Source organism: Kribbella sandramycini (genome assembly GCF_013131805.1).
Taxonomy (GTDB): domain Bacteria; phylum Actinomycetota; class Actinomycetes; order Propionibacteriales; family Kribbellaceae; genus Kribbella; species Kribbella sandramycini.
Map to the genome: position 1 here is coordinate 121,289 of NZ_JABJRC010000010.1, position 19,129 is coordinate 140,417.

Here is a 19,129-nt window from a genome sequence, read left to right on the forward strand (position 1 = left end):
GGGCCCTCGCCGTACTGCTCGATCAGGCAGCGTACTGACGGGCGTCCACCTGGGCCGGTTCGAGGGCCAGCTCCAGCACCTCGCGGACGTCGCTGACCGGGTGCACGGTCAGCTCCGCGAGCACGGACTCCGGGACGTCGTCCAGGTCCGGCTCGTTCCGCTTCGGGATCAGGATCGTGGTCAGCCCGGCCCGGTGGGCGGCGAGCAGTTTCTGCTTCACGCCGCCGATCGGGAGCACCCGGCCGGTCAGCGACACCTCACCGGTCATCGCGACCTCCGAGCGGACCGGCCGCCCGGACAGCAGCGACGCGAGCGCCGTCGTCATCGTCACACCGGCCGAAGGCCCGTCCTTCGGGACGGCGCCGGCCGGCACGTGGATGTGGGTGTTCCGCTCGGCCAGGTCGCCGACCGGGAGCCCCAGCTCCGCGCCGTGCGAGCGCAGGTACGACAGGGCGATCTGCGCCGACTCCTTCATCACGTCACCCAGCTGCCCGGTCAACGTGACTCCGGTCGGGCCGGTCTCCTTGTCGGCCAGTGACGCCTCGATGAAGAGGACGTCGCCGCCCGCGCCGGTCACCGCCAGCCCGGTCGCCACCCCCGGCAGCGCCGTCCGCTCCGCCGACTCCGGCGTGAACTTGGGCGAGCCCAGGTAGCCCTTGAGGTCGCTGTCGCTGATCGTCAGCTTGCCGACCTCTTCGCCGAGCGCAATGCGAGACGTCACCTTGCGCAGTACCCGAGCGATCCCGCGCTCGAGCTGCCGGACGCCGGCCTCCCGGGTGTACTCCCCGGCCAGCAACCGCAGCGCCGAGTCCTCGACGGACACCTCGTCCGCCGTCAGGCCCGCCCGCTCCAGCTGACGCGGAAGCAGGTGGTCACGGGCGATGGTGACCTTCTCCTCCTCGGTGTACCCGTCCAGCTGCACCAGCTCCATCCGGTCCAGCAGGGGGCCGGGGATCGAGTCCAGCACGTTCGCCGTGGCCAGGAAGACCACGTCGGACAGGTCGAGCTCGACCTCCAGGTAGTGGTCCCGGAAGGTGTGGTTCTGCGCGGGGTCGAGGACCTCCAGCAGCGCGGCCGTCGGGTCGCCGCGGTAGTCCGCGCCGACCTTGTCGATCTCGTCGAGCAGGACGACGGGGTTCATCGACCCGGCCTCGGTGATCGCCCGGACGATCCGGCCCGGCAGGGCGCCGACGTACGTCCGCCGATGCCCGCGGACCTCCGCCTCGTCGCGGACGCCGCCCAGCGCGACCCGGACGAACTTCCGCCCCATGGCGCGCGCGACGGATTCACCCAGCGAGGTCTTACCCACGCCCGGAGGGCCGACGAGCGCGAGGACGGCGCCGCTTCGGCGTCCGCCGACGACACCCAACCCACGGTCGGCCCGACGGCGACGGACCGCCAGGTACTCGGTGATGCGCTCCTTGACGTCGTCCAGACCGGCGTGGTCCGCGTCCAGGACGGCGCGGGCTTCGCGCAGGTCGTAGCTGTCCTCGCTGCGCTCGTTCCACGGCACTTCGAGGACGGTGTCGAGCCACGTCCGGATCCAGCCGACCTCGGGCGACTGCTCGGCCGTCCGCTCCAGCTTGTCGACCTCGGCCAGGGCGGCCTTGGCGACGTGCTCGGGCAGGTCGGCCGCCTCGACGCGGGCGCGGTAGTCCTCTTCCTCGGACTCCGCCTTCCCGTCGAGCTCGGCCAGCTCCTTGCGGATGGCCGCCATCTGCTGGCGCAGCAGGAACTCGCGCTGCTGCTTCTCCATCCCCTCCTGGACGTCCTTCTGGATCGTCTCGGAGACCTCGAGCTCGGCCAGGTGGTCCTTCACCCAGCCGATCAGCTTCTCCAGCCGCTCGGAGACGTTCGCGTTCTCCAGCAGCTCGGACTTCTGCTCGTTGCTCAGGTACGACGCGTACCCGCCCAGGTCGGACAGCTCACCGGGGTCGGTGACCTGCTTGACCGAGTCGATGACCTGCCAGGCGCCGCGGCGCTCCAGCACGGACGTCGTGAGCGACTTGTACTCGCGGGCCAGCTCGGCCGACCGCGCGTCGGTGATTTCGTGCAGGCGGGTCGCGCCGACCCACAGCGCGGCGCCCGGACCGGTGGTCCCGGCGCCGATCAGGACCCGCGCGGTTCCGCGGATCACGGCCGCCTGGGCGCCGCCCGGCAGCCGGCCGATCTGCTCGATCTCACCGAGCGTCCCGGCCTTCGCATATTTCCCGTCCAGCCGCGGTACCAGCAACACCTGGTCGGCACCCGAGGCCTGCGCGGCATCGATCGCCGCTCGCGCCTCGCTGTCGGCGAGGCGGACCGGCACGACCATACCCGGCAGAACGACCAGGTCGTCCAACGGCAGAACCGGAAGATTCAACGTATCGGTCACGCTGTCACACCCTTATCCAAAGATTGAGTCTGATTGGCTCAACCAGGGTTGTGACCAGGTCATTCCCGGCGTTCGCTGAGGGTGAAACTCACGCTGTCAGCAGTTCACCGATCCGGCGTAGACCGGAAATGTCGTGGACGTCGTCGGCCAGCGCCGGGACCTCGACGGTCGGGATGGAGCGGTGGCCGCGTTTGAACCGGTCGGCGCGCTTCCGGTCCGCGACCACCTGCTGCATCTTGTCGGCGTGCAGCCGGAGCAGCGCGGCGGTCAGCGGGGACTTCTCCGCCTCCTCCAGCTTCTCGGCTGCCGCGAGCGACCGCTCGGCCGACAGATCCATCGCCTCCGAGTTGGTCACTCGGTTGAGGACGACGCCGGCCAGCGGCATGTTCTCCGCGCGCAGTCGCTCGGTGAAGTACGACGCCTCCCGCAGCGCGTCGTTCTGCGGGGCGGCAACCACGAGGAAGGCCGTGTGCGGCTCGCGCAGCAGCGCGACCGTCTTCTCGGCCCGCTGCCGGAACCCGCCGAAGAGCGTGTCGAACGCCGCGACGAACGTCTGCACATCGGTCAGCACCTGAGCGCCCAGGACCTTGTTCAGCACCGACATCGCCATGTTCACCGCGGTCGACATCAGCCGGAACGGCCCCTTCGCCGGCGCCAGCAGCAGCCGCAGGAACCGCCCTTCCAGGAGCGAGGCCAATCGCTCCGGCGCATCCAGGAAGTCCAGCGCGGAGCGCGACGGCGGCGTGTCCACCACGATCAGATCCCAGTCGCCCGAAGCCTCGGCCTGCTTGTGCAGTTGCCCGAGCTTCTCCATCGCCATGTACTCCTGCGTCCCCGCGAACGACGACGACAGCGCCACGTAGAACGGATTCGCCAGGATCTGCTCCGCCTTCTCCGGCGTCGCATGCGCGAGCACGACCTCGTCGAAGGTCCGCTTCATATCCAGCATCATCGCGTCCAGCCGCCCGTCGCCCCCCACCCCCGCGACCGCCCGCGGCGTGTTGTCCAGCTCCGTCAACCCCAGCGACTGCGCCAACCGCCGAGCCGGATCGATCGTCAGCACCACGACCTTCCGCCCCCGCTCAGCAGCCCGCAACCCCAACGCCGCCGCCGTCGTAGTCTTCCCCACCCCACCCGACCCACAAGTAACCACAATCCGAGTCCCCGGATCATCAATCAACGCATCCAGATCGAGCTCACTCACCGCGCCACCCCCTCACCCAAGCCGCCCGCAAGCGAGCCCGCCACACCCACGCGCCCCGCGCCAGCTCGGCCGACGCCTGAGCCCACGCGCCCCGCGCCAGCTCGGCCGACGCCCGAGCCCACGCGCCCCGCGCCAGCTCGGCCGACGCCCGAGCCCGCTCGTCTCGTGCTTGCTCGGCTGGCGTCTGCGTCCGCTTGCGCTGCGCCCGCTCGGCCGGCGCCTGCGCCCGCTCGGCCCACGCTCAGCTCCGCTTCGCTGCGTGCTCCGCCGCACTTCTCGGCGGCCCCGGCGAACCCGGCCCGGGGGAAGGTTGCGGCCGCTCTCCGGCGAACCCGCGTCGTGCTCATCCGGTGAACTCCTCGGCGAGGTCCAGCAGGGCGCCGTGGTCGATTCCCCCGGGCTGGAGGGCGAGTTCGGTGACTTGTTTGCCTAGGGCATCTATGCGGTCGCGGTTCTCGCGTTCGAGGCCGACGCGGACGGCGTGGTCGCGGGCTTCGGCGGCGAGGGTGGCGACCATCTCCTTGCTGTAGGAGACGCCGGCCGCGCGGAGGCCCTTGGCGAGTTCGGCGGCGGGGAGTTTCTCCTTCACCGCAAGGGCGATCGCGTCGTCGTCGAGCGGGCTGTGCCGGACCATGTTGACGACGATCGAGCCGATCCGCAGATCGAGGGCTTCGAGTTGTTCGACGGCGTCCAGGGTCTCCTGGACCGGCATCTCCTCGAGCAGCGTGACGAGATGGATGCGGGTGACGTCCGAGCGCAGCATGCCCATGATCGCGTCCGCCTGGTTACGGACCGGGCCGACCTTGGCCAGATCCGCGACCTCGTGGTTCACGTTCAGGAACGGGCCGATCCGCCCGGTCGGCGGCGCGTCCACGACGACGGCGTCGTACGCGAGTTTGCCGTGCGCCTTGCGCCGGGTCGCCTCGTAGACCTTGCCGGTCAGCAGGACGTCGCGCAGCCCGGGCGCGATCGTGGTGACGAAGTCGATCGCGCCGACCTTGTCGAGCGCCTTCCCGGCGCGGCCGAGGTGGTAGTACATGTCGAGGTACTCCAGCAGCGCGGCCTCGGCGTCCACCGCCAGCGCGAACACCTCGCCGCCGCCGGCCCCGGTCGCGATCTTGCGCTCGACGTACGGCAGCGGCGGTGAGTCGAAGAGCTGGGCGATCCCCTGCCGCCCCTCGACCTCGACCAGCAGCACCCGCTTGCCCGGCCCGGCCAGCGCGAGCGCCATGGCCGCGGCAACGGTCGTCTTCCCGGTGCCTCCTTTGCCGGTGACCACGTGGAGTCGCGCCATAGGACCAGGGTAGGACGTGGCCCACACCACAGCCCGTTTGCCTTCGTTAGAGTCCCCCCATGAAGAAGTTCGAGTACTTCACCGCGCCGCTGCTGGTCCACTCGACCAAGGAGATCCTGGACAACTTCGGCCAGGACGGCTGGGAGCTGGTCCAGGTCGTCCCGGGCATGAACCCGGAGAACCTGGTCGCCTACTTCAAGCGGGAGATCGAGAGCAAATGAGCCACCCCGAGGAGAAGCTGGCCGAGCTCGGCCTGAAACTGCCCGAGGTCGCCAAGCCGGTCGCCGCCTACGTCCCCGCCGTCCGCACCGGCAACCTGGTCTACACCTCGGGCCAGCTGCCGCTGCGCGAGGGCACGCTGATTGCCACCGGCAAGGTCGGGGACGCCGTCACCGCCGAGGTCGCCAGCGAGTGCGCGCAGCAGTGCGCGCTGAACGCCCTGGCCGCGATCAAGGCCGAGATCGGCGACCTGGCGAAGATCAAGCGGATCGTCAAGGCCGTCGCGTTCATCGCGTCGACGCCCGAGTTCACCGGTCAGCCGCAGGTCGCGAACGGCGCCTCCGAGCTGTTCGGCCAGGTCTTCGGCGACCTCGGTCAGCACGCCCGCAGCGCGGTCGGCGTCCCGGTCCTCCCCCTCGACGCCCCCGTCGAGGTAGAACTCATCGTCGAAGTCTGACCCCCACCTCTCCGCATTTGGCTGGTTGACCAGCCGATTCATTGGTCTTCCACCCGTATCCACGGTGCAGAACCCACGATTTCGGTGGTGGACCAGCCAAATGGGGTCGGAAGGAGCCGCATGGTGCGCGACCTGAGGTCGGAGCCGCTCACCGGCCGGATGGCCGAGGCGGCGCTCGCGCACGTCCGGGAGTCCCGGACGCCGGCCGAGCCGCGCCCGGCCGCGACCGTGATCCTGCTCCGCGACACCGCCGCCGGGCCCGAGGTGTACCTGCTACGCCGGCAGCGGTCGATGGCGTTCGCGGCCGGGATGACGGTCTTCCCGGGCGGCCGGGTCGACCCGACCGACGCGACCGTCGCCGACTCGTGGTCCGGTCCGGCGCCGGAGCAGTTCGCGGCCCGGCTGGGGTGTGATGCGGCGACCGCCTCGGCGTACGTCGCGGCCGCCGTCCGGGAGACCTTCGAGGAGTCCGGCGTCCTGCTGGCCGGGCCGTCCGCCGAGACCGTCGTCGGGGACACCAGCGGAGACGACTGGGAGGCCGATCGAGTCGCGCTGGAGTCGCGGGAGCTCGGGTTCGCCGACTTCCTGCACCGGCGCGGGCTGGTCCTGCGGGCCGACCTGCTCGGCGCCTGGGCGCACTGGATCACCCCTGAGTTCGAGCCGAAGCGGTACGACACCGCATTCTTCGTCGCGGCGCTGCCGACCGGCCAGATCACCCGTGACGTGACCAGCGAGTCCGACCAGGTCGCCTGGCTGCGCCCGGCCGATGCGGTCGCCGCCGCCGACGCGGGCGAGGTCCTGATGCTCCCGCCGACCTACCTGAGCTGCGCCGACCTGACGCCGTACGCCGATGTTGCGGGCGCCCTGGCCGCGGCGTCCGACCGGGAAATCCCACTGATCATGCCGACGCTGCGGATCGAGAACGACCTGGCCTACCTGGAGACGACATGACCGGCGCCGAACGAGTCACCGACTACGCGACCCGGCTGCTCGCCGCCAACCCCGGGCTGATGACGCTCGACGGCACCAACACCTGGATCCTGCGGGCGCCCGGCGCCGAGCGCTCGATCGTGGTCGATCCCGGTCCGCTGCTCGAAGACCACCTCCGAGCCGTCCTGGACGCCGCGGGCCCGGTCGCCGTCGTCCTGCTGACCCACCAGCACCCGGATCACACCGAGGGCGCCGCCTGGTTCGCCAACCTGGCCAACTGCCCGGTTCGCTCGGTCGACCCGGCCTTCCGGATCCCGACCGATCACGCCCACGGGCTCGCCGAGGGCGACGTAATCACCGTCGACGGCCTCCGCGTCGAGGTCCTCCCGACACCTGGCCACACGCTCGACTCGGTCTGTTTCTGGCTCCCGCAGGACGGCTCGCTGCTGACCGGCGACACCGTCCTCGGCCGTGGTACGTCGGTCGTCGCTCACCCGGACGGCGCGCTCCGGCCGTACCTGGAGTCGCTGGAGAAGCTCCTCAGCTTCGCCAACTCGGCCGCGGGCCTGGAGCGGCTACTGCCCGGCCACGGCCCGGTCGTCGACGACCCGGGCAAAGTCCTCAGCTACTACCTGACGCACCGCAAGGAGCGGCTGGAGCAGGTCCGGCAGGCGGTCGCCGCCGGTCACACCACTCCGGAGGCCGTCGTCGAGCATGTGTACGCCGACGTCGACAAAAGCCTCTGGCCCGCCGCCGAACGCTCGGTGCGGGCTCAGCTCGACTATTTGGCTGGTTGACCAGCGAGATCAGGGGTTCTCCACCAAACCTCCGGATGCAGCACCCCCGAGTTGGTGGGGTGACCAGGCAAAATGGAGTTATCCACAGGCTGCGGTAGCCGGGTGTCGGGATGGCGAGACTTCGGTGATTCTGGGCATATGAACCCGGTACTCGCGGTTGTCGCAGGGCAACAAGGTGGTGTTTTCAGCCGTCGTCAGGCCCTTGAAGCCGGGTACACGCCTGAGCAAGTTCAGGAGCGATTGAAGGCTGGGCGGTGGCATCGGGTACGGCACGGCCAGTACGCCGAGCGCGTCGACCTCAGCGAGTTGACTCCGTGGGAGCGCGAGCTCTGGCTTCATCGGCAACTTGTGCACGCCGCGATGAACTCGATGAAACCGGGGACATCGGTGGTGAGCCACCACTCCGCGCTCATCCTGCACGGCATCCCGGTTTGGGAAGTCGACCTGTCCGAAGTACAGCTGACCAGGACGAGCGGATGGCGGAGTGGGAGATCGGCTGGGGTCATGCATCACCGAGGTCCACTCGGCGCACCCGACATCGGTAGCAGGCACGGCCTGGCCGTCACCGTCATCGGCCGTGCCCTGGTCGAGAGCGCCGCGGCCGCATCGTTCGAGGCAGCCGTTGTCAGCGCGGACGCCGTCTTGCGGAGTGGAGAACTGACGGACGACGAACTCCGCAGGGTGCTCGTGCCGACCGAATTCTGGGCCGGCGGGCCGACGATCCGAGCCGCGCTCGCCTTCGCCGACCCATTGGCCGAATCGGTCGGTGAATCGCGACTCAGAGTTCTGATGCACGACCAGCGCTTGCCAGCGCCTGTTCTGCAGGCGGGATTCAAGGACGCCGCCGGGTTCGTCGGCCGGGTCGACTTCTACTTTCCCGACCACAGCACCGTGGTCGAGTTCGACGGTCTGCTGAAGTACGCGACCGGTTCCAGCGACGTCCTCATTCGTGAGAAGACACGCGAGGACCGGTTACGTGCGCTCGGGCTCGAGGTCGTCCGGCTCACCTGGCTGGATCTGGCGCAGCCGGCGCGGACAGCCGCGGCCATTCGCCGAGCCTTCGACCGATCTCGCCGTACTCACGTACCAGCCTGACCAGGCAATTCGGGGGTTCTGCACCCTTAACCGTGGTGCAGAACCCCTAACTTCGCTGGTCAACCAGCGAAATGAGTTAGCGGGCTCGGCGCTGGAGGCGGTCGACGTCCAGGAGGACGACGGAGCGGGGTTCGAGGCGGACCCAGCCACGGGAGGCGAAGTCGGCCAGGGCCTTGTTGACCGTCTCGCGGGAGGCGCCGACCAACTGGGCCAGCTCCTCCTGGGTGAGGTCGTGGTGGACGTGGACGCCGTCGTCGGCCGTGCGGCCGAAGCGGCTGGCCAGATCCAGCAGGGCCTTGGCGACGCGGCCGGGCACGTCGGAGAAGACGAGGTCGGCGACGACGTCCGAGACCTTGCGCAGGCGGGAGGCCAGTTGCAGGAGGAGGCCGCGGGCCACCTCGGGACGACCGGCCAGCCAGCGGAGCAGCTCGTCGTGGGTCAGCGACATCATCGAGGCGTCGGTGACGGCGGTGACCGTGGAGGAGCGCGGTCCCGGGTCGAACAGCGACAGCTCGCCGAACATCTGGCCGGGCCCGAGGACGGCGAGCAGGTTCTCCCGGCCGTCGGCGGAGGTGCGGCCGAGCTTGACCTTGCCCTCGACGACGATGAACAGCCGGTCCCCGGAGTCGCCCTCGTGGAAGAGCACCTGGCCACGGCGCAGCCGGCTCTCGGTCATCGACGCGGCCAGCGCGTCGGCTGCCTCGTCGTCGAGCTGACTGAACAGCGGCGCCTGTTTGAGCACTGCGGCATCCACTTTGGGGCCTCCTAGGACCTTCGACCACGTCTTCGGCCGGGGGATCGCCCCGCCCGGCGAGGTGAGCGTATCCACCCGCTCGCCCCAAAACCGTAGCCCCTCCAGTGTCGGCCCCGCCACGTAGGCTGGCCTGCATGCCATCGCAGCGTGTCGCGGAACCGGTCGTGCAGCCCCTTCCCGGGGCCCTGCCGACGGTGACGCTGAAGCTCCCCCGCAAGGCCCCGGTGTTCGCCGGCGAGACCTCCAGTCAGCTCGTCCGGCGGGCCCGGAAGATGCACAAAGTGCTCACCGAGACGTATCCGGACGCTCACTGCGAGCTCGATTTCACGACGCCGCTGGAGCTGCTGGTCGCGACGATCCTGTCCGCCCAGACCACCGACGTGACCGTGAACAAGGTGACCCCGACGCTGTTCGCGAAGTACCCGACGGCGCAGTCGATGGCCGAGGCGGACCGCGAGGAGATGGAGGCGATCCTCAAACCGACCGGCTTCTTCCGGGCCAAGACCAACAGCGTGATCAAACTCGGTCAGGCGCTCGTCGACGAGTACGACGGCGTCGTCCCCGGCAAGCTCGAGGAGCTCGTCAAACTCCCCGGCACCGGCCGCAAGACCGCGAACGTCGTCCTCGGCAACGCCTTCGGCGTCCCCGGGATCACCGTCGACACCCACTTCGGCCGCCTCGTCCGCCGCTTCGGCTGGACCACCGAAGAAGACCCGGTCAAGGTCGAGCACCTGATCGGCGCCCTCTTCCCCAAGAAGGACTGGACGATGCTCTCGCACCGCCTGATCTTCCACGGCCGCCGCCGCTGCCACGCCAAGAAACCCGCCTGCGGCGCCTGCCCCATCGCCCAGTACTGCCCCTCCTACGGCACCGGCCCCACCGACTACGCCCCCGCCGCCAAACTCGTCAAGGTCCCCACCCCGTGACCCCATCCCCACCCGCCGTGCCCTCCCTCGTTCCGCGCGTCGTGCGGTTGCTGGGGGGAGTGGCGCTTGCGCTGGTGCTCGTGGCCTGCGGGTCTCAGCCGGCCCAACAACCAGTGAGTGGGGTGGCGGGGGCCGATCGGTTGGTGGCGTGTCCGGTGGTGGAGCCTCGGCCGCCGGTGGCGGGTGGGTTGCCGGAGGTGAGTTTGCCGTGTTTGGGGGCGGGGCCGGATGTTCGGCTGGCTGATTTGCGGGGGCCGTTGGTGATCAACGTGTGGGCGCAGTGGTGCCCGCCGTGCCGCGACGAGGCGCCTTATCTGGCGGCGTTGCAGCAGAAGGCCGGCGACAAGCTGCGGATCATGGGGATCGACTACACGGATCCGCGGCCCGAGCTGGCGGTGCAGTTCGCGCTGGACAACAAACTCGACTACCCGCATCTGGTCGACGCCGAGAAGCAGGTGCGGAAGCCGTTCAAGGTCGGCGGGCCGCCGGTGACGGTGTTCGTCGACAAGACCGGCAAGTTCACCCTGCACAACGGCGCGCTGACGTCGCAGGAGCAGCTCGATCAGCTGGTGCGGGAGCGGCTGGGAGTGCAGCTGTGACCCTCGACGTCCAGATCCCGGAGTGGCTGCACCCGCTGGCGAAGGCCTCCGCGGACGTCGATCCGAACGTGCTGTCCCGCTTCCTGCCGCCCGACGACCCCACCGTGCGGAACTCCGCCGTCCTGATCCTGCTTGCCGAGGGCAACGAGGGCCCCGAGGTGCTGCTCACCGAGCGGTCCTGGACGCTGCGCAAACACGCCGGCCAGGTCGCATTCCCGGGCGGCGGCGTCGACCCCGAGGACGGCGTCGGCGACGAAGGCCTGATCCGGACGGCGCTCCGCGAGGCCGAGGAGGAGACCGGTCTCGACCCGGCCGGCGTCGTTCCGTTCGCGATCTGGCCCGCGCTCTGGGTGCCGGTCAGCAACTTCGGCGTCTCCCCGGTGCTGGCCTGGTGGCAGGCGCCGTCCCCGGTCGCGGTCGTCGACCTGGCCGAGGTGGCCTCGGTGCACACCGTGTCGGTCCAGCTGCTCGCCGATCCGGCGAACCGGGTGACCTGCCGGCACCCGTCCGGGTTCACCGGCCCGGCCTTCCTCGTCAACGATCTGTTCGTCTGGGGCTTCACCGCGGGTCTCTTGGACAAATTGCTGCTGCTCGGCGGCTGGGCGCGCGACTGGAGCCCCTCGAACGTCGTACCGTTGCCCGACCGACTGGTCGAGGCGGCCTGGCGGAGCGAGGGCAGCCGGCCCGCCGACGTCCGGCGGATGACCGCCATCGAGCACGATCTGAGCCAGGACGCGGAAGGTGTGGAGTGAGCAACCTCGACTACGCGCTGCTGATCATCACCGTGCTGGTGGCGATCTCGGGTTATATCGAGGGGTTCGTGCTGGGCGCGTGCGCGACGCTCGGGCTGCTCGGCGGCGCCGCGATCGGCGTCTGGGGCGTCCCGCGGGTGCTCGACAACTTCGAGCCCAGCGTCACGGTCTCGTTCGCCGCGCTGGTCCTGGTGGTGATCCTCGCCTCGATCGGCCGGACGGTCGGCGCCCTGATCGGCTCCAAGATCAGGAACAAGATCTCCTGGAAGCCGGTGAAGGCCGTCGACGCGCTCGGCGGCGCGGTGCTGGCGGCGGCGTCCGTGCTGATCGTGTCCTGGGTGCTCGGCGTCGCGGTGAGCGGCGCGCGGATCCCGAGCGTCACCTCCGCGGTCCGCGGCTCGCAGGTGCTGGCCAAGGTCGACCAGGTGCTGCCGAGTGGCGCTGACAACGCGCTGCAGGCGTTCAACGACGTGGTCAACACCGACCTGTTCCCGCGGTTCCTCGATCCGTTCGTCCCCGAGCGGATCCGCGACACCCAGCCGCCGGACAGCGCGATCGGCCGGCAGCCCGCCGTCCGGCAGACCTACAGCCGGATCGCGAAGATCACCGGCGTGGCCAACTGCTCCCGCGGCCTCGAGGGCAGCGGTTTCGTCTACGCGCCGCAACGGGTGATGACGAACGCACATGTCGTCGCCGGCGTCAGCTCGCCGGATGTCGAGATCAACGGCCGTGAGTACGACGCGCGCGTCGTCATGTTCGACCCCGAGATCGACATCGCCGTGCTGTACGTGCCCGGCCTGGAGATCAAGCCGCTGCAGTTCGACTTCACCGCCAAGGCCGACGACCCGGCCGTCGTCCTCGGCTACCCGGAGAACGGCCCGTTCGACTCCGAGCCGGCCCGGATCCGCTCCGAGGAGCGCCTGCGCGGCCCGGACATCTACGGCGACCGCACGGTCACCCGGCAGGCCTTCTCGATCTGGGCCTCGGTCCGCCCAGGCAACTCCGGCGGCCCGCTGATCTCCGCCAAGGGCACCGTGTACGGCGTCGTCTTCGCGGCCTCCGTCGAGGACAACCGCACCGGTTACGTGCTGACCGCCGAGCAGGTCGCCGCCGGCGCCCGCGCCGGCGCCACCGCCACTCAGGACGTCTCGACCAGAACTTGCACCTGAGCTGCAGCAGATCGCCCCGCCCGCCGCGTTGAAGAGATGTGACGGCGACCATGGGCGGGGACGAGATGGTGACGTACGACGAACTCGTACGGGCCAGTGAGCAACGGCTGCTCCGGCTCGGGCTGATGCTGTCCGGCAACCGGCACAGCGCTGAGGATCTGGTGCAGACCGTGCTGGCGCGCGCTCATCGGCGCTGGGACAAGATCCGCGGTCTGGAACATCCCGAGGCCTACCTGCGCACGATGGTCGTCAACGAGTTCCTCAGCTGGCGCCGGATCCTCAAGAACCGCGAGCTACCCCTCGCTGAGCCGATCGAGCGCCCGTCCGAGGAGGACATCGGCTCCCGGCAGGCACTGAAGGACGCGACCTGGCAGCTGCTCACCCGGCTGCCCCGCCAGCAACGCGCCGTCCTGGTACTCCGCTACTACGAAGACCTCTCCGACGACGAGATCGCCACCGTCCTCGGCGTCGTATCGGGCACCGTCCGCTCGAACGCCGCCCGCGCGCTGGCCTCCCTCCGCGACCACCTCTCCCAGGAGGACAACTGACATGCCCGAACTCACCGACGACCAACTCGGCAGCCTGCTCCGCGAAACCTTCACGGACCACCAGGCCGACGTCGATACCTTGCCCGAAGCAACCAAATCCCGGCGCCGCCTGATCACCCCGGCCCTGGTCGCCGCCGCCGTCCTGAGCGTCGTCGCCGGCTCCGTGTACGCCGTCCGCAACGCCGGCCCGGACGCCGAGGCGCCCGTCGCGAGCCCCTCCTCGCCGACTGCGCAGTTTGAGGTGACCGACGATGACACCAAGGTGTGGACGCTGTCGGCCCAGACACTCGCGAAGGGCCTCAAGCCGGCTGCAGGCTGGGAGAAGCTGATCCTGCAAGGTCTGCGCGACTCGAAGACCGGGCCGGAGCCTGTCATCGAGCCGAAACAACGACGCCTGATCGCGCTGATGACCTCCGACCACGGCCCGGCGGAATGGCGCGGTTCGGCGCCACTGCCACCGGAGCTCTACCAAGAATGTGACAACGATCGGATCGGGCTGATCGAACTCGGCAAGATCACCAAGGTCGGCGACACCCGGGTGTTGCGCGTCCGGCTCACGCAGTCCTGCCACGGCGACTACACCGCGACGTACACCCTCGTCAAAGACCCGAGCTTTCAGAGCCGGTACACCGTCTGGATGCTGAAGTCGACCAGCAACGTCGTTCAGAGCATCAGATAGCGCGCAGCCAGTCCAACAGTTGGGCGTTGAAGAGCTCCGGGGTCTCTTCGTGAGGGAAGTGGCCGGCGGGGGTGATGACCTCGTGCCGCAGCGGCGCCGCCACCAGTTCGGGCGGCGTCGTCGCGGTGGGGGAGATGGCGGGGTCGAGGGCGCCGTGCAATTGCAGGACCGGTACGGCGACCGGCGTCCGCATCTGCTGGGAGAACTTGCGCCCGTCGGGCCGGAAGCGGGAGCGGGCGAACCAGCGGTGGTACTCCAGCGCGCAGTGCGGCGCCGGCCAGACCTGCAGCGCAGCGCGGTACCGGCGGGACGCTTCGGCGTCCGGGAAGCGGCCGCCGGGTGCAGCCCAATCGCGAAGTAGCCGTTCGATGTGGACGCCGTCCTGGGCGAGCAGTCGGCGTTCGGGCAGGATCGGCAGCTGAAACCACGCCGTCCGCGCGACGGCCTTCGGCTGGCCGGAGCGGGCCAACAGCAACGGATGCGGCGCTGAGACCGCTGCCAGCGCGCGCACCTGCCGGGTGGCCAGTACTGCGGCCGACCAACCGATGAAGCCGCCCCAGCCGTGTCCGACGACGACGGCGTCGGTCGCGCCGAGGGAGCGGATCACCCCCGAGACATCGGCGGCCGCGGTGTACGGGTCGTAGCCGCGCGGGGTCTTGTCGCTGGCGCCGTACCCGCGCAGGTCCATCGCGACGGCGCGGTACCCAGCGGCCGCGACGACCGGCAGCTGGTGCCGCCAGGCCCACCAGAACTCCGGGAAGCCGTGCAGGAAGAGGACGAGCGGATCATCGGCCGCTCCGCACTCGGCGACGTGGAACCGTGCCCCGTTGGCCGCCACCAAGGAGTGCGACCAGGGGCCGTCGACCAGCAGGTCGACGACGCCGGCCGGGCTCAGTCGCCCTTGCCGATCGCCTTGAGCGCCTCGACCGACTCCTTCGAGGTCTCGATCGCCCGCTGCGGCCCCTTGGCCTTGCCGAGCATCTTCTTACCGACCAGCACCAGGACGCCGGCGATCAGCAGCAGGATCACCGCGGTGATCAGGAACGCCAGCGCGGGGTGCAGGCCGAGCGCGGTGAACGCGTAGGCCAGCGAGATGGTCAGCAGGATGATCGCGAGCAACCCGAGGAAGGCCGCGCCGCTGAACATACCGGCGCCCGTCCCGGCGGCGACCGCGGTCTTCTTCAGCTCGGTCTTCGCAAGCTCCAGCTCACTGCGGACCAAACTCGACAGGTCCTTGCTGACATTCGCGACCAGCTGACCGACCGTGGGCTCGTCACCGCTCTGCCCCATCGACATGGCACTCCTTCCACGCGCGTCCCGTCTCACTGACACTACCGTGCGTACGAACGGTTCCGGCGCAGGAGCAGAGCCGAGGCGATCAGCGCGGCCAGCACCGACGCGATCAGGACGGCGGCCTTCGCGCGTTCGACCTGGGCGACGTCACCCGCAAAGGCGAGCTGGGCGATCAGCAACGCGACGGTGAACCCGATCCCGGCCAGCACCGACACGGCGCCGACGTCTCGCCAGGCCAGGTCGGAGTTCAGCTCGGCGCGGGTGAAGCGCGCGGTCAGCCAGGAGCCGCCGAACACCCCGAGCGCCTTACCGGCGAGCAGGCCGGCGGCGATCCCGATCGCGACCGGATCGGTCAGCAACTGCCGGACGGCGTCGCCGCTCAACGTGACCCCGGCGGCGAACAACGCGAACACCGGTACGGCGACGCCCGCCGACCACGGCCGGAGCCGGTCGTCGATCCGCTCGGCCGACTCGACCCGCGTGACGAGACCGAGCGCGACGCCGGCGATCGTGGCGTGGACACCGGACTCGTGCATGAACCACCAGGCCGCGATCGCGATCGGCACGTACAGGAACGGCGTCCGGATGTTGCGGCGCTGCAGCACGTACCAGACGGCGATCAGCGCGACCGACGCCAGCAACGACCACAGGTGGAAGCCGTGCGAGAAGAACACCGCGATCACCAGGATCGCGCCGAAGTCGTCGACCACCGCGAGCGTGAGCAGGAATGCGCGCAGGGCGTTCGGGAGGTGGGAGCCGACGATCGCCAGCACCGCCAGGGCGAACGCGATATCCGTTGCCGTCGGCACCGCCCAGCCGTGCGGTTTGCCGTCGTCCGCCAGCAGGTTCACGCCGAGGTAGATGATTGCCGGGAGCACCATTCCGCTGATCGCGGCGGCGACCGGCAGCACTGCCTCGCTGAGTTTCGAGAGCGACCCGACCACGAGCTCGCGCTTCAGTTCGAGACCGGCGAGATAGAAGAAGATCGCGAGCGCGCCGTCCGACGCCCACGCCTCGACCGTCAATGGACCGAGCGGCAGCTCGCGGAGGTGGTGATAGCCGTCCTGCCAGGGTGAGTTGGCCCACACCAGCGCGACAACGGTGGCCGCGAGCAACAAGAGCCCGCCGGTGGTCTCGGTGCGTAAGGTGTCGGCCAGGACGGCGCGCTCGCGCGGGAGGATCCGGGGGAACATCTGCCGGGTCATGGTTCGGCCCTTCGTCGGGGGTCGCGGAAACGATCGCCGACCAGACTTCCCGGCACACCTGAGGACAGTTTAGCCGAGCCAGACCGCCGGGTCCGGGCCCTTGGGGACGATGCCCGTGGGGTTGATGGTGTCGTGGGTGACGTAGTAATGGCGTTTGATCTGGTCGAAGTCGACGGTCTCGCCGAAGGCGGGGAGCTGGTAGAGGCGGCGCGCGTAGGCCCAGAGGTTGGGGAACTCGGTGAGCTTGTTGCGGTTGCACTTGAAGTGGCCGTGGTAGACGGCGTCGAAGCGGACCAGCGTGGTGAAGAGCCGGATGTCGACCTCGCGCAGCTCGTCGCCGAGCAGGTAGGCGCGATCGGCGAGCCGTTGTTCGAGGAGGTCGAGGCGGGCGAACAGAGCGTCGTACGCCGCCTCGTACGCCTCCTGGCCGGTCGCGAAACCGCAGCGGTAGACGCCGTTGTTCACGTCTCGGTAGATGTCGTCGATCAGGGTGTCCATCTCCGCGCGATCGGCGGGCACGAGTTGCGGCGCGCCGGGGCGGTGGTGGTCGGTCCACTCGGTGGACAGGTCGAGGGTGATCTGCGGGTAGTCGTTGGTGACGACCAGACCAGTCGTGGTGTCCACGATCGCGGGGACGGTGACGCGGCCGTCGTACGCCGGATCCGTCCGCCGGTAGGCCTCGGACAGGTACTCGATGCCGAGCACCGGGTCGCGGCTGCCGGGGTCGAGGGTGAACCGCCAGCCGCGCTCGTCGCGGATCGGGTCGACGACGGCGAGGCCGATCGCGTCGTCCAGGCCGAGCAGCCGGCGGACGATCACCGCGCGGTGCGCCCAGGGACAGGCCAGGCTGACGACGAGGCGGTAGCGGCCGGGCTCGACCGGCCAGCGGCCCTGGTCGTCGGGGCCCTCGCCGGGGGACGACGTGGCGGCCCGGGAGATCCGGCCGGTGAACCGGTTTCCCTGGCGCTTCCACTCGCCGTTCGATCCGCTTTCGGCTACGAACTGTGCGCGACGCATAACGTTAAAACTACCCTGACTCGTCACTGGCCGTGAGTCGGCGGCAGAGGTTACAGTCGGGCGGAGAGGTCTACCGCGCCAACGCCGTCGCGGTCGCCACAAGCACCGGTCGCCGAGCCCCGAGCGACCGCGGTCAGCGCCCCCGGCAACCGGTTTGCCGGCCACAATTCCAGGGATACTGAGCACATGGCCCGCCCACGGAACAACCCCGGTGACCTCGCCGATCTCCCCACGGAGCTGCGGCCCGATCGCCCCAAGGGCGACCAGATCCGCGAGATCCTGGAGAACCTGACCAAGTCGCTGGCCGTCGGCACCGTGCTGCCGTCGGAGCGGGTCCTCGCCGAGCGCTTCGGCGTCGCCCGGATGACGGTCCGCCAAGAGGTCGACCGCGTCGTCGCCGACGGCCTTGCCGCCCGGCGTCCCGGTGGCGGCACCTTCGTCGCCGAGCCCCGCCCGTCCAAGTTGCTCGCCTCGTCGTTCAGCCAGGACATGGTCAACCGCGGGATCACCCCCGGCGCCCGCGTCCTCGAGCACCGCGTCGGCGCGGCGGACGACGTCCTCGCCCGCGAGCTCGAAGAGCCGCTCGGCACCCCCGTCCTGCACCTGGTCCGCCTGCGCACCGCCGACGGCGAGCCGATGGCGATCGAGCGCACCGCCCTCTCCCTGCGCCGCTACCCCGGCCTCGACGAGGTCGACCTGGCCGCGAACTCCCTCTACGGCGTCCTCGCCGACCGCTGGAGCGTCGCCCTCGGCATGGTCTCCGCCTCCATCGTCGCCGCCCCACCGGAGCCAGGCGACGCCGAACTCCTCGAGATCGACCCCAGCACCCCCTGCCTCATCATCACCTCCGCCCCCCGCACCGCCTCCGGCGAAGTCATCGAGTTCGGCCGCTCCACCTACCGCTCCGACCGCTACGACATCACAGTCGCCTACCGCGCCACGTAGCCCGCCCCCACGTTTGCTGGGCCAGCCCACGCCCGCGTTTTGCTGGGCCAGCCCACGCCCGCGTTTTGCTGGGCCAGCCCACGCATTTGCTGGGCCAGCCCACGAAACGGTGGGTGGGCCAACTGCAGGCGGCTGGCCCACCCATCGGCTGACTGGCCGGCCCAGCAAACGTGAGCAGCCGGGTGGGTGGGGCGCAGGTTGGGGGTCAGGCGTTGAGGCTGCGGAGGACGTTGGGGGTGTCCAGGCGGGTGACGATTTCTACGGTGAGGGCTTGGGCGAGGAGGGCGCCGACGACGGTGGAGGTGGCGCCGGTCTTCTCGGGGGTGGTGGGGACGGTGATGAGGGCGTCGCCGGGGACGCCGCAGTTGTCGAGGACGACGTCGGCGGTCTCGAACAGGCGCTGGCCGCTCGGCACCCGGGAGTCGACGGCTGAGGTGTGCGCCATCGAGGTCAGGGCGATGACGGAGGCGCCGCGGGCGCGGGCGCCGAGGGCGAACTCGACCGGGACGGCGTTGCGGCCGGAGTTCGAGGCGATCAGTACGACGTCGCCGGCGGCGATCGGGTGCGTTCGGAGGAGGACGTCGGCCAGGCCGGGGAGCCGTTCGAGGTGGGAGCTCTTGGCCAGCCCTTCGTGCAGCATCAACCCGGGCTCGAGGATGGCGCGAACATCAGCCAGCCCACCCGCGCGGCCGTAGACCTCTTCGGCGATCAGATGACTGTGACCGGTGCCGAAGACCCAGAAGGTGTGACCGGCGGTCATCGCATCGACGACCAGACCGGCGGCGACGCGGATCGCGCCGACCTGGGACTCCGCCGCGCGGTGGGCGACTTTCAGTGCTGCCTGCAGGTACTCCTCAGCGCCATCCATGCGC

21 protein-coding genes are annotated in these 19,129 nt (G+C 70.0%); 12 read left to right on the plus strand and 9 right to left on the minus strand.

Annotation, left to right across the window (positions count from 1 at the left end; all coding sequences use genetic code 11):
* Nucleotides 1-22 precede the first annotated feature (22 nt).
* From lon to bagA, 3 genes are all read right to left on the minus strand, one after another.
* Nucleotides 23-2,374, minus strand: coding sequence for an endopeptidase La (gene lon / locus HPO96_RS32625; protein WP_171678256.1), 2,352 nt, complete (start codon nt 2,372-2,374; stop codon nt 23-25).
* A gap of 88 nt (nt 2,375-2,462) precedes the next feature.
* Nucleotides 2,463-3,578, minus strand: a complete 1,116-nt coding sequence (gene bagB, locus HPO96_RS32630; protein WP_171678257.1) for an ArsA-related P-loop ATPase — start codon at nt 3,576-3,578, stop codon at nt 2,463-2,465.
* Between the two features lie 343 nt (nt 3,579-3,921).
* On the minus strand, nt 3,922-4,872 hold the full coding sequence (gene bagA, locus HPO96_RS32635; protein WP_171678258.1) for an ATPase BagA: 951 nt from the start codon (nt 4,870-4,872) through the stop codon (nt 3,922-3,924).
* 59 nt (nt 4,873-4,931) lie between these two features.
* On the opposite strand from bagA, the gene HPO96_RS32640 reads away from it, so the two are divergent.
* From HPO96_RS32640 to HPO96_RS32660, 5 genes are all read left to right on the plus strand, one after another.
* Nucleotides 4,932-5,093, plus strand: a complete 162-nt coding sequence (locus HPO96_RS32640) for a Sp36 family protein (RefSeq protein WP_132413438.1) — start codon at nt 4,932-4,934, stop codon at nt 5,091-5,093.
* Nucleotides 5,090-5,548 carry a RidA family protein gene (locus HPO96_RS32645; protein ID WP_171678259.1) on the plus strand — a complete coding sequence of 153 codons (459 nt, stop codon included), beginning with the start codon at nt 5,090-5,092 and terminating at the stop codon, nt 5,546-5,548. The genes HPO96_RS32640 and HPO96_RS32645 overlap by 4 nt, the downstream gene beginning before the upstream one ends.
* Nucleotides 5,549-5,668: 120 nt before the next feature.
* Nucleotides 5,669-6,499, plus strand: a complete 831-nt coding sequence (locus HPO96_RS32650; RefSeq protein ID WP_171678260.1) for an NUDIX hydrolase — start codon at nt 5,669-5,671, stop codon at nt 6,497-6,499.
* A complete protein-coding gene (locus HPO96_RS32655) occupies nt 6,496-7,275 on the plus strand; it encodes an MBL fold metallo-hydrolase (protein WP_171678261.1) in 780 nt (259 codons plus the stop codon). Before HPO96_RS32650 ends, HPO96_RS32655 begins: the two co-directional genes overlap by 4 nt.
* A gap of 138 nt (nt 7,276-7,413) precedes the next feature.
* Nucleotides 7,414-8,370, plus strand: coding sequence for a type IV toxin-antitoxin system AbiEi family antitoxin domain-containing protein (locus tag HPO96_RS32660; protein ID WP_171678262.1), 957 nt, complete (start codon nt 7,414-7,416; stop codon nt 8,368-8,370).
* A 76-nt stretch (nt 8,371-8,446) separates the two neighbouring features.
* On the opposite strand, the gene HPO96_RS32665 is transcribed toward HPO96_RS32660, so the two are convergent.
* Complete coding sequence (locus HPO96_RS32665; protein WP_171678263.1) at nt 8,447-9,124, minus strand: cyclic nucleotide-binding domain-containing protein; 678 nt, start codon at nt 9,122-9,124, stop codon at nt 8,447-8,449.
* Between the two features lie 134 nt (nt 9,125-9,258).
* On the opposite strand from HPO96_RS32665, the gene nth reads away from it, so the two are divergent.
* The 6 genes from nth (at nt 9,259) to HPO96_RS32695 (ending at nt 13,797) form a co-directional block, all read left to right on the plus strand.
* Nucleotides 9,259-10,050: an endonuclease III gene (gene nth / locus HPO96_RS32670; RefSeq protein ID WP_171678264.1), complete on the plus strand. Its 792-nt coding sequence runs from the start codon at nt 9,259-9,261 to the stop codon at nt 10,048-10,050.
* Nucleotides 10,051-10,247: 197 nt separating this feature from the next.
* Complete coding sequence (locus HPO96_RS32675; protein WP_337796904.1) at nt 10,248-10,649, plus strand: TlpA family protein disulfide reductase; 402 nt, start codon at nt 10,248-10,250, stop codon at nt 10,647-10,649.
* Nucleotides 10,646-11,401: an NUDIX domain-containing protein gene (locus HPO96_RS32680; protein WP_171678265.1), complete on the plus strand. Its 756-nt coding sequence runs from the start codon at nt 10,646-10,648 to the stop codon at nt 11,399-11,401. The genes HPO96_RS32675 and HPO96_RS32680 overlap by 4 nt, the downstream gene beginning before the upstream one ends.
* Nucleotides 11,398-12,570, plus strand: coding sequence for a MarP family serine protease (locus HPO96_RS32685; RefSeq protein WP_171678266.1), 1,173 nt, complete (start codon nt 11,398-11,400; stop codon nt 12,568-12,570). The genes HPO96_RS32680 and HPO96_RS32685 overlap by 4 nt, the downstream gene beginning before the upstream one ends.
* Before the next feature lie 38 nt (nt 12,571-12,608).
* The gene (locus HPO96_RS32690) at nt 12,609-13,118 is read left to right on the plus strand and encodes a SigE family RNA polymerase sigma factor (protein ID WP_337796905.1); all 510 of its coding nucleotides are present in this window, start codon (nt 12,609-12,611) and stop codon (nt 13,116-13,118) included.
* Nucleotide 13,119: 1 nt separating this feature from the next.
* Nucleotides 13,120-13,797 (plus strand): hypothetical protein, encoded by a 678-nt coding sequence (locus HPO96_RS32695; RefSeq protein ID WP_171678267.1) that lies wholly within the window; start codon nt 13,120-13,122, stop codon nt 13,795-13,797.
* Here the strand turns inward: HPO96_RS32695 and HPO96_RS32700 are convergent.
* The 4 genes from HPO96_RS32700 to HPO96_RS32715 all read right to left on the minus strand — a co-directional run bounded on the left by HPO96_RS32700 (nt 13,790) and on the right by HPO96_RS32715 (nt 17,312).
* Entirely contained in the window at nt 13,790-14,635 is an 846-nt protein-coding gene (locus HPO96_RS32700; protein WP_337796906.1) for an alpha/beta fold hydrolase, read from the minus strand. The genes HPO96_RS32695 and HPO96_RS32700 overlap by 8 nt on opposite strands.
* A 53-nt stretch (nt 14,636-14,688) precedes the next feature.
* Nucleotides 14,689-15,093 carry a phage holin family protein gene (locus HPO96_RS32705; protein ID WP_171678268.1) on the minus strand — a complete coding sequence of 135 codons (405 nt, stop codon included), beginning with the start codon at nt 15,091-15,093 and terminating at the stop codon, nt 14,689-14,691.
* A gap of 35 nt (nt 15,094-15,128) precedes the next feature.
* Nucleotides 15,129-16,295, minus strand: a complete 1,167-nt coding sequence (gene nhaA, locus HPO96_RS32710) for a Na+/H+ antiporter NhaA (RefSeq protein WP_171678269.1) — start codon at nt 16,293-16,295, stop codon at nt 15,129-15,131.
* Between the two features lie 69 nt (nt 16,296-16,364).
* A complete protein-coding gene (locus tag HPO96_RS32715; RefSeq protein ID WP_171678270.1) occupies nt 16,365-17,312 on the minus strand; it encodes a glutathione S-transferase family protein in 948 nt (315 codons plus the stop codon).
* Between the two features lie 186 nt (nt 17,313-17,498).
* On the opposite strand from HPO96_RS32715, the gene HPO96_RS32720 reads away from it, so the two are divergent.
* On the plus strand, nt 17,499-18,257 hold the full coding sequence (locus HPO96_RS32720; protein ID WP_171678271.1) for a GntR family transcriptional regulator: 759 nt from the start codon (nt 17,499-17,501) through the stop codon (nt 18,255-18,257).
* 205 nt (nt 18,258-18,462) lie between these two features.
* Here the strand turns inward: HPO96_RS32720 and HPO96_RS32725 are convergent, their stop codons facing one another.
* The gene (locus HPO96_RS32725; RefSeq protein ID WP_171678272.1) at nt 18,463-19,125 is read right to left on the minus strand and encodes a sugar isomerase domain-containing protein; all 663 of its coding nucleotides are present in this window, start codon (nt 19,123-19,125) and stop codon (nt 18,463-18,465) included.
* Nucleotides 19,126-19,129 lie beyond the last annotated feature (4 nt).

What these genes read in the sequence shown, in the direction of transcription:
- bagA (WP_171678258.1), bottom strand. Translation starts at nt 4,872, where the DNA reads ATGGCGCGACTCCACGTGGTCACCGGCAAAGGAGGCACCGGGAAGACG.
- HPO96_RS32640 (WP_132413438.1), top strand. Translation starts at nt 4,932, where the DNA reads ATGAAGAAGTTCGAGTACTTCACCGCGCCGCTGCTGGTCCACTCGACC.
- HPO96_RS32645 (WP_171678259.1), top strand. Translation starts at nt 5,090, where the DNA reads ATGAGCCACCCCGAGGAGAAGCTGGCCGAGCTCGGCCTGAAACTGCCC.
- HPO96_RS32650 (WP_171678260.1), top strand. Translation starts at nt 5,669, where the DNA reads ATGGTGCGCGACCTGAGGTCGGAGCCGCTCACCGGCCGGATGGCCGAG.
- HPO96_RS32655 (WP_171678261.1), top strand. Translation starts at nt 6,496, where the DNA reads ATGACCGGCGCCGAACGAGTCACCGACTACGCGACCCGGCTGCTCGCC.
- HPO96_RS32660 (WP_171678262.1), top strand. Translation starts at nt 7,414, where the DNA reads ATGAACCCGGTACTCGCGGTTGTCGCAGGGCAACAAGGTGGTGTTTTC.
- nth (WP_171678264.1), top strand. Translation starts at nt 9,259, where the DNA reads ATGCCATCGCAGCGTGTCGCGGAACCGGTCGTGCAGCCCCTTCCCGGG.
- HPO96_RS32695 (WP_171678267.1), top strand. Translation starts at nt 13,120, where the DNA reads ATGCCCGAACTCACCGACGACCAACTCGGCAGCCTGCTCCGCGAAACC.
- HPO96_RS32705 (WP_171678268.1), bottom strand. Translation starts at nt 15,093, where the DNA reads ATGTCGATGGGGCAGAGCGGTGACGAGCCCACGGTCGGTCAGCTGGTC.
- nhaA (WP_171678269.1), bottom strand. Translation starts at nt 16,295, where the DNA reads ATGACCCGGCAGATGTTCCCCCGGATCCTCCCGCGCGAGCGCGCCGTC.
- HPO96_RS32715 (WP_171678270.1), bottom strand. Translation starts at nt 17,312, where the DNA reads ATGCGTCGCGCACAGTTCGTAGCCGAAAGCGGATCGAACGGCGAGTGG.
- HPO96_RS32720 (WP_171678271.1), top strand. Translation starts at nt 17,499, where the DNA reads ATGGCCCGCCCACGGAACAACCCCGGTGACCTCGCCGATCTCCCCACG.
- HPO96_RS32725 (WP_171678272.1), bottom strand. Translation starts at nt 19,125, where the DNA reads ATGGATGGCGCTGAGGAGTACCTGCAGGCAGCACTGAAAGTCGCCCAC.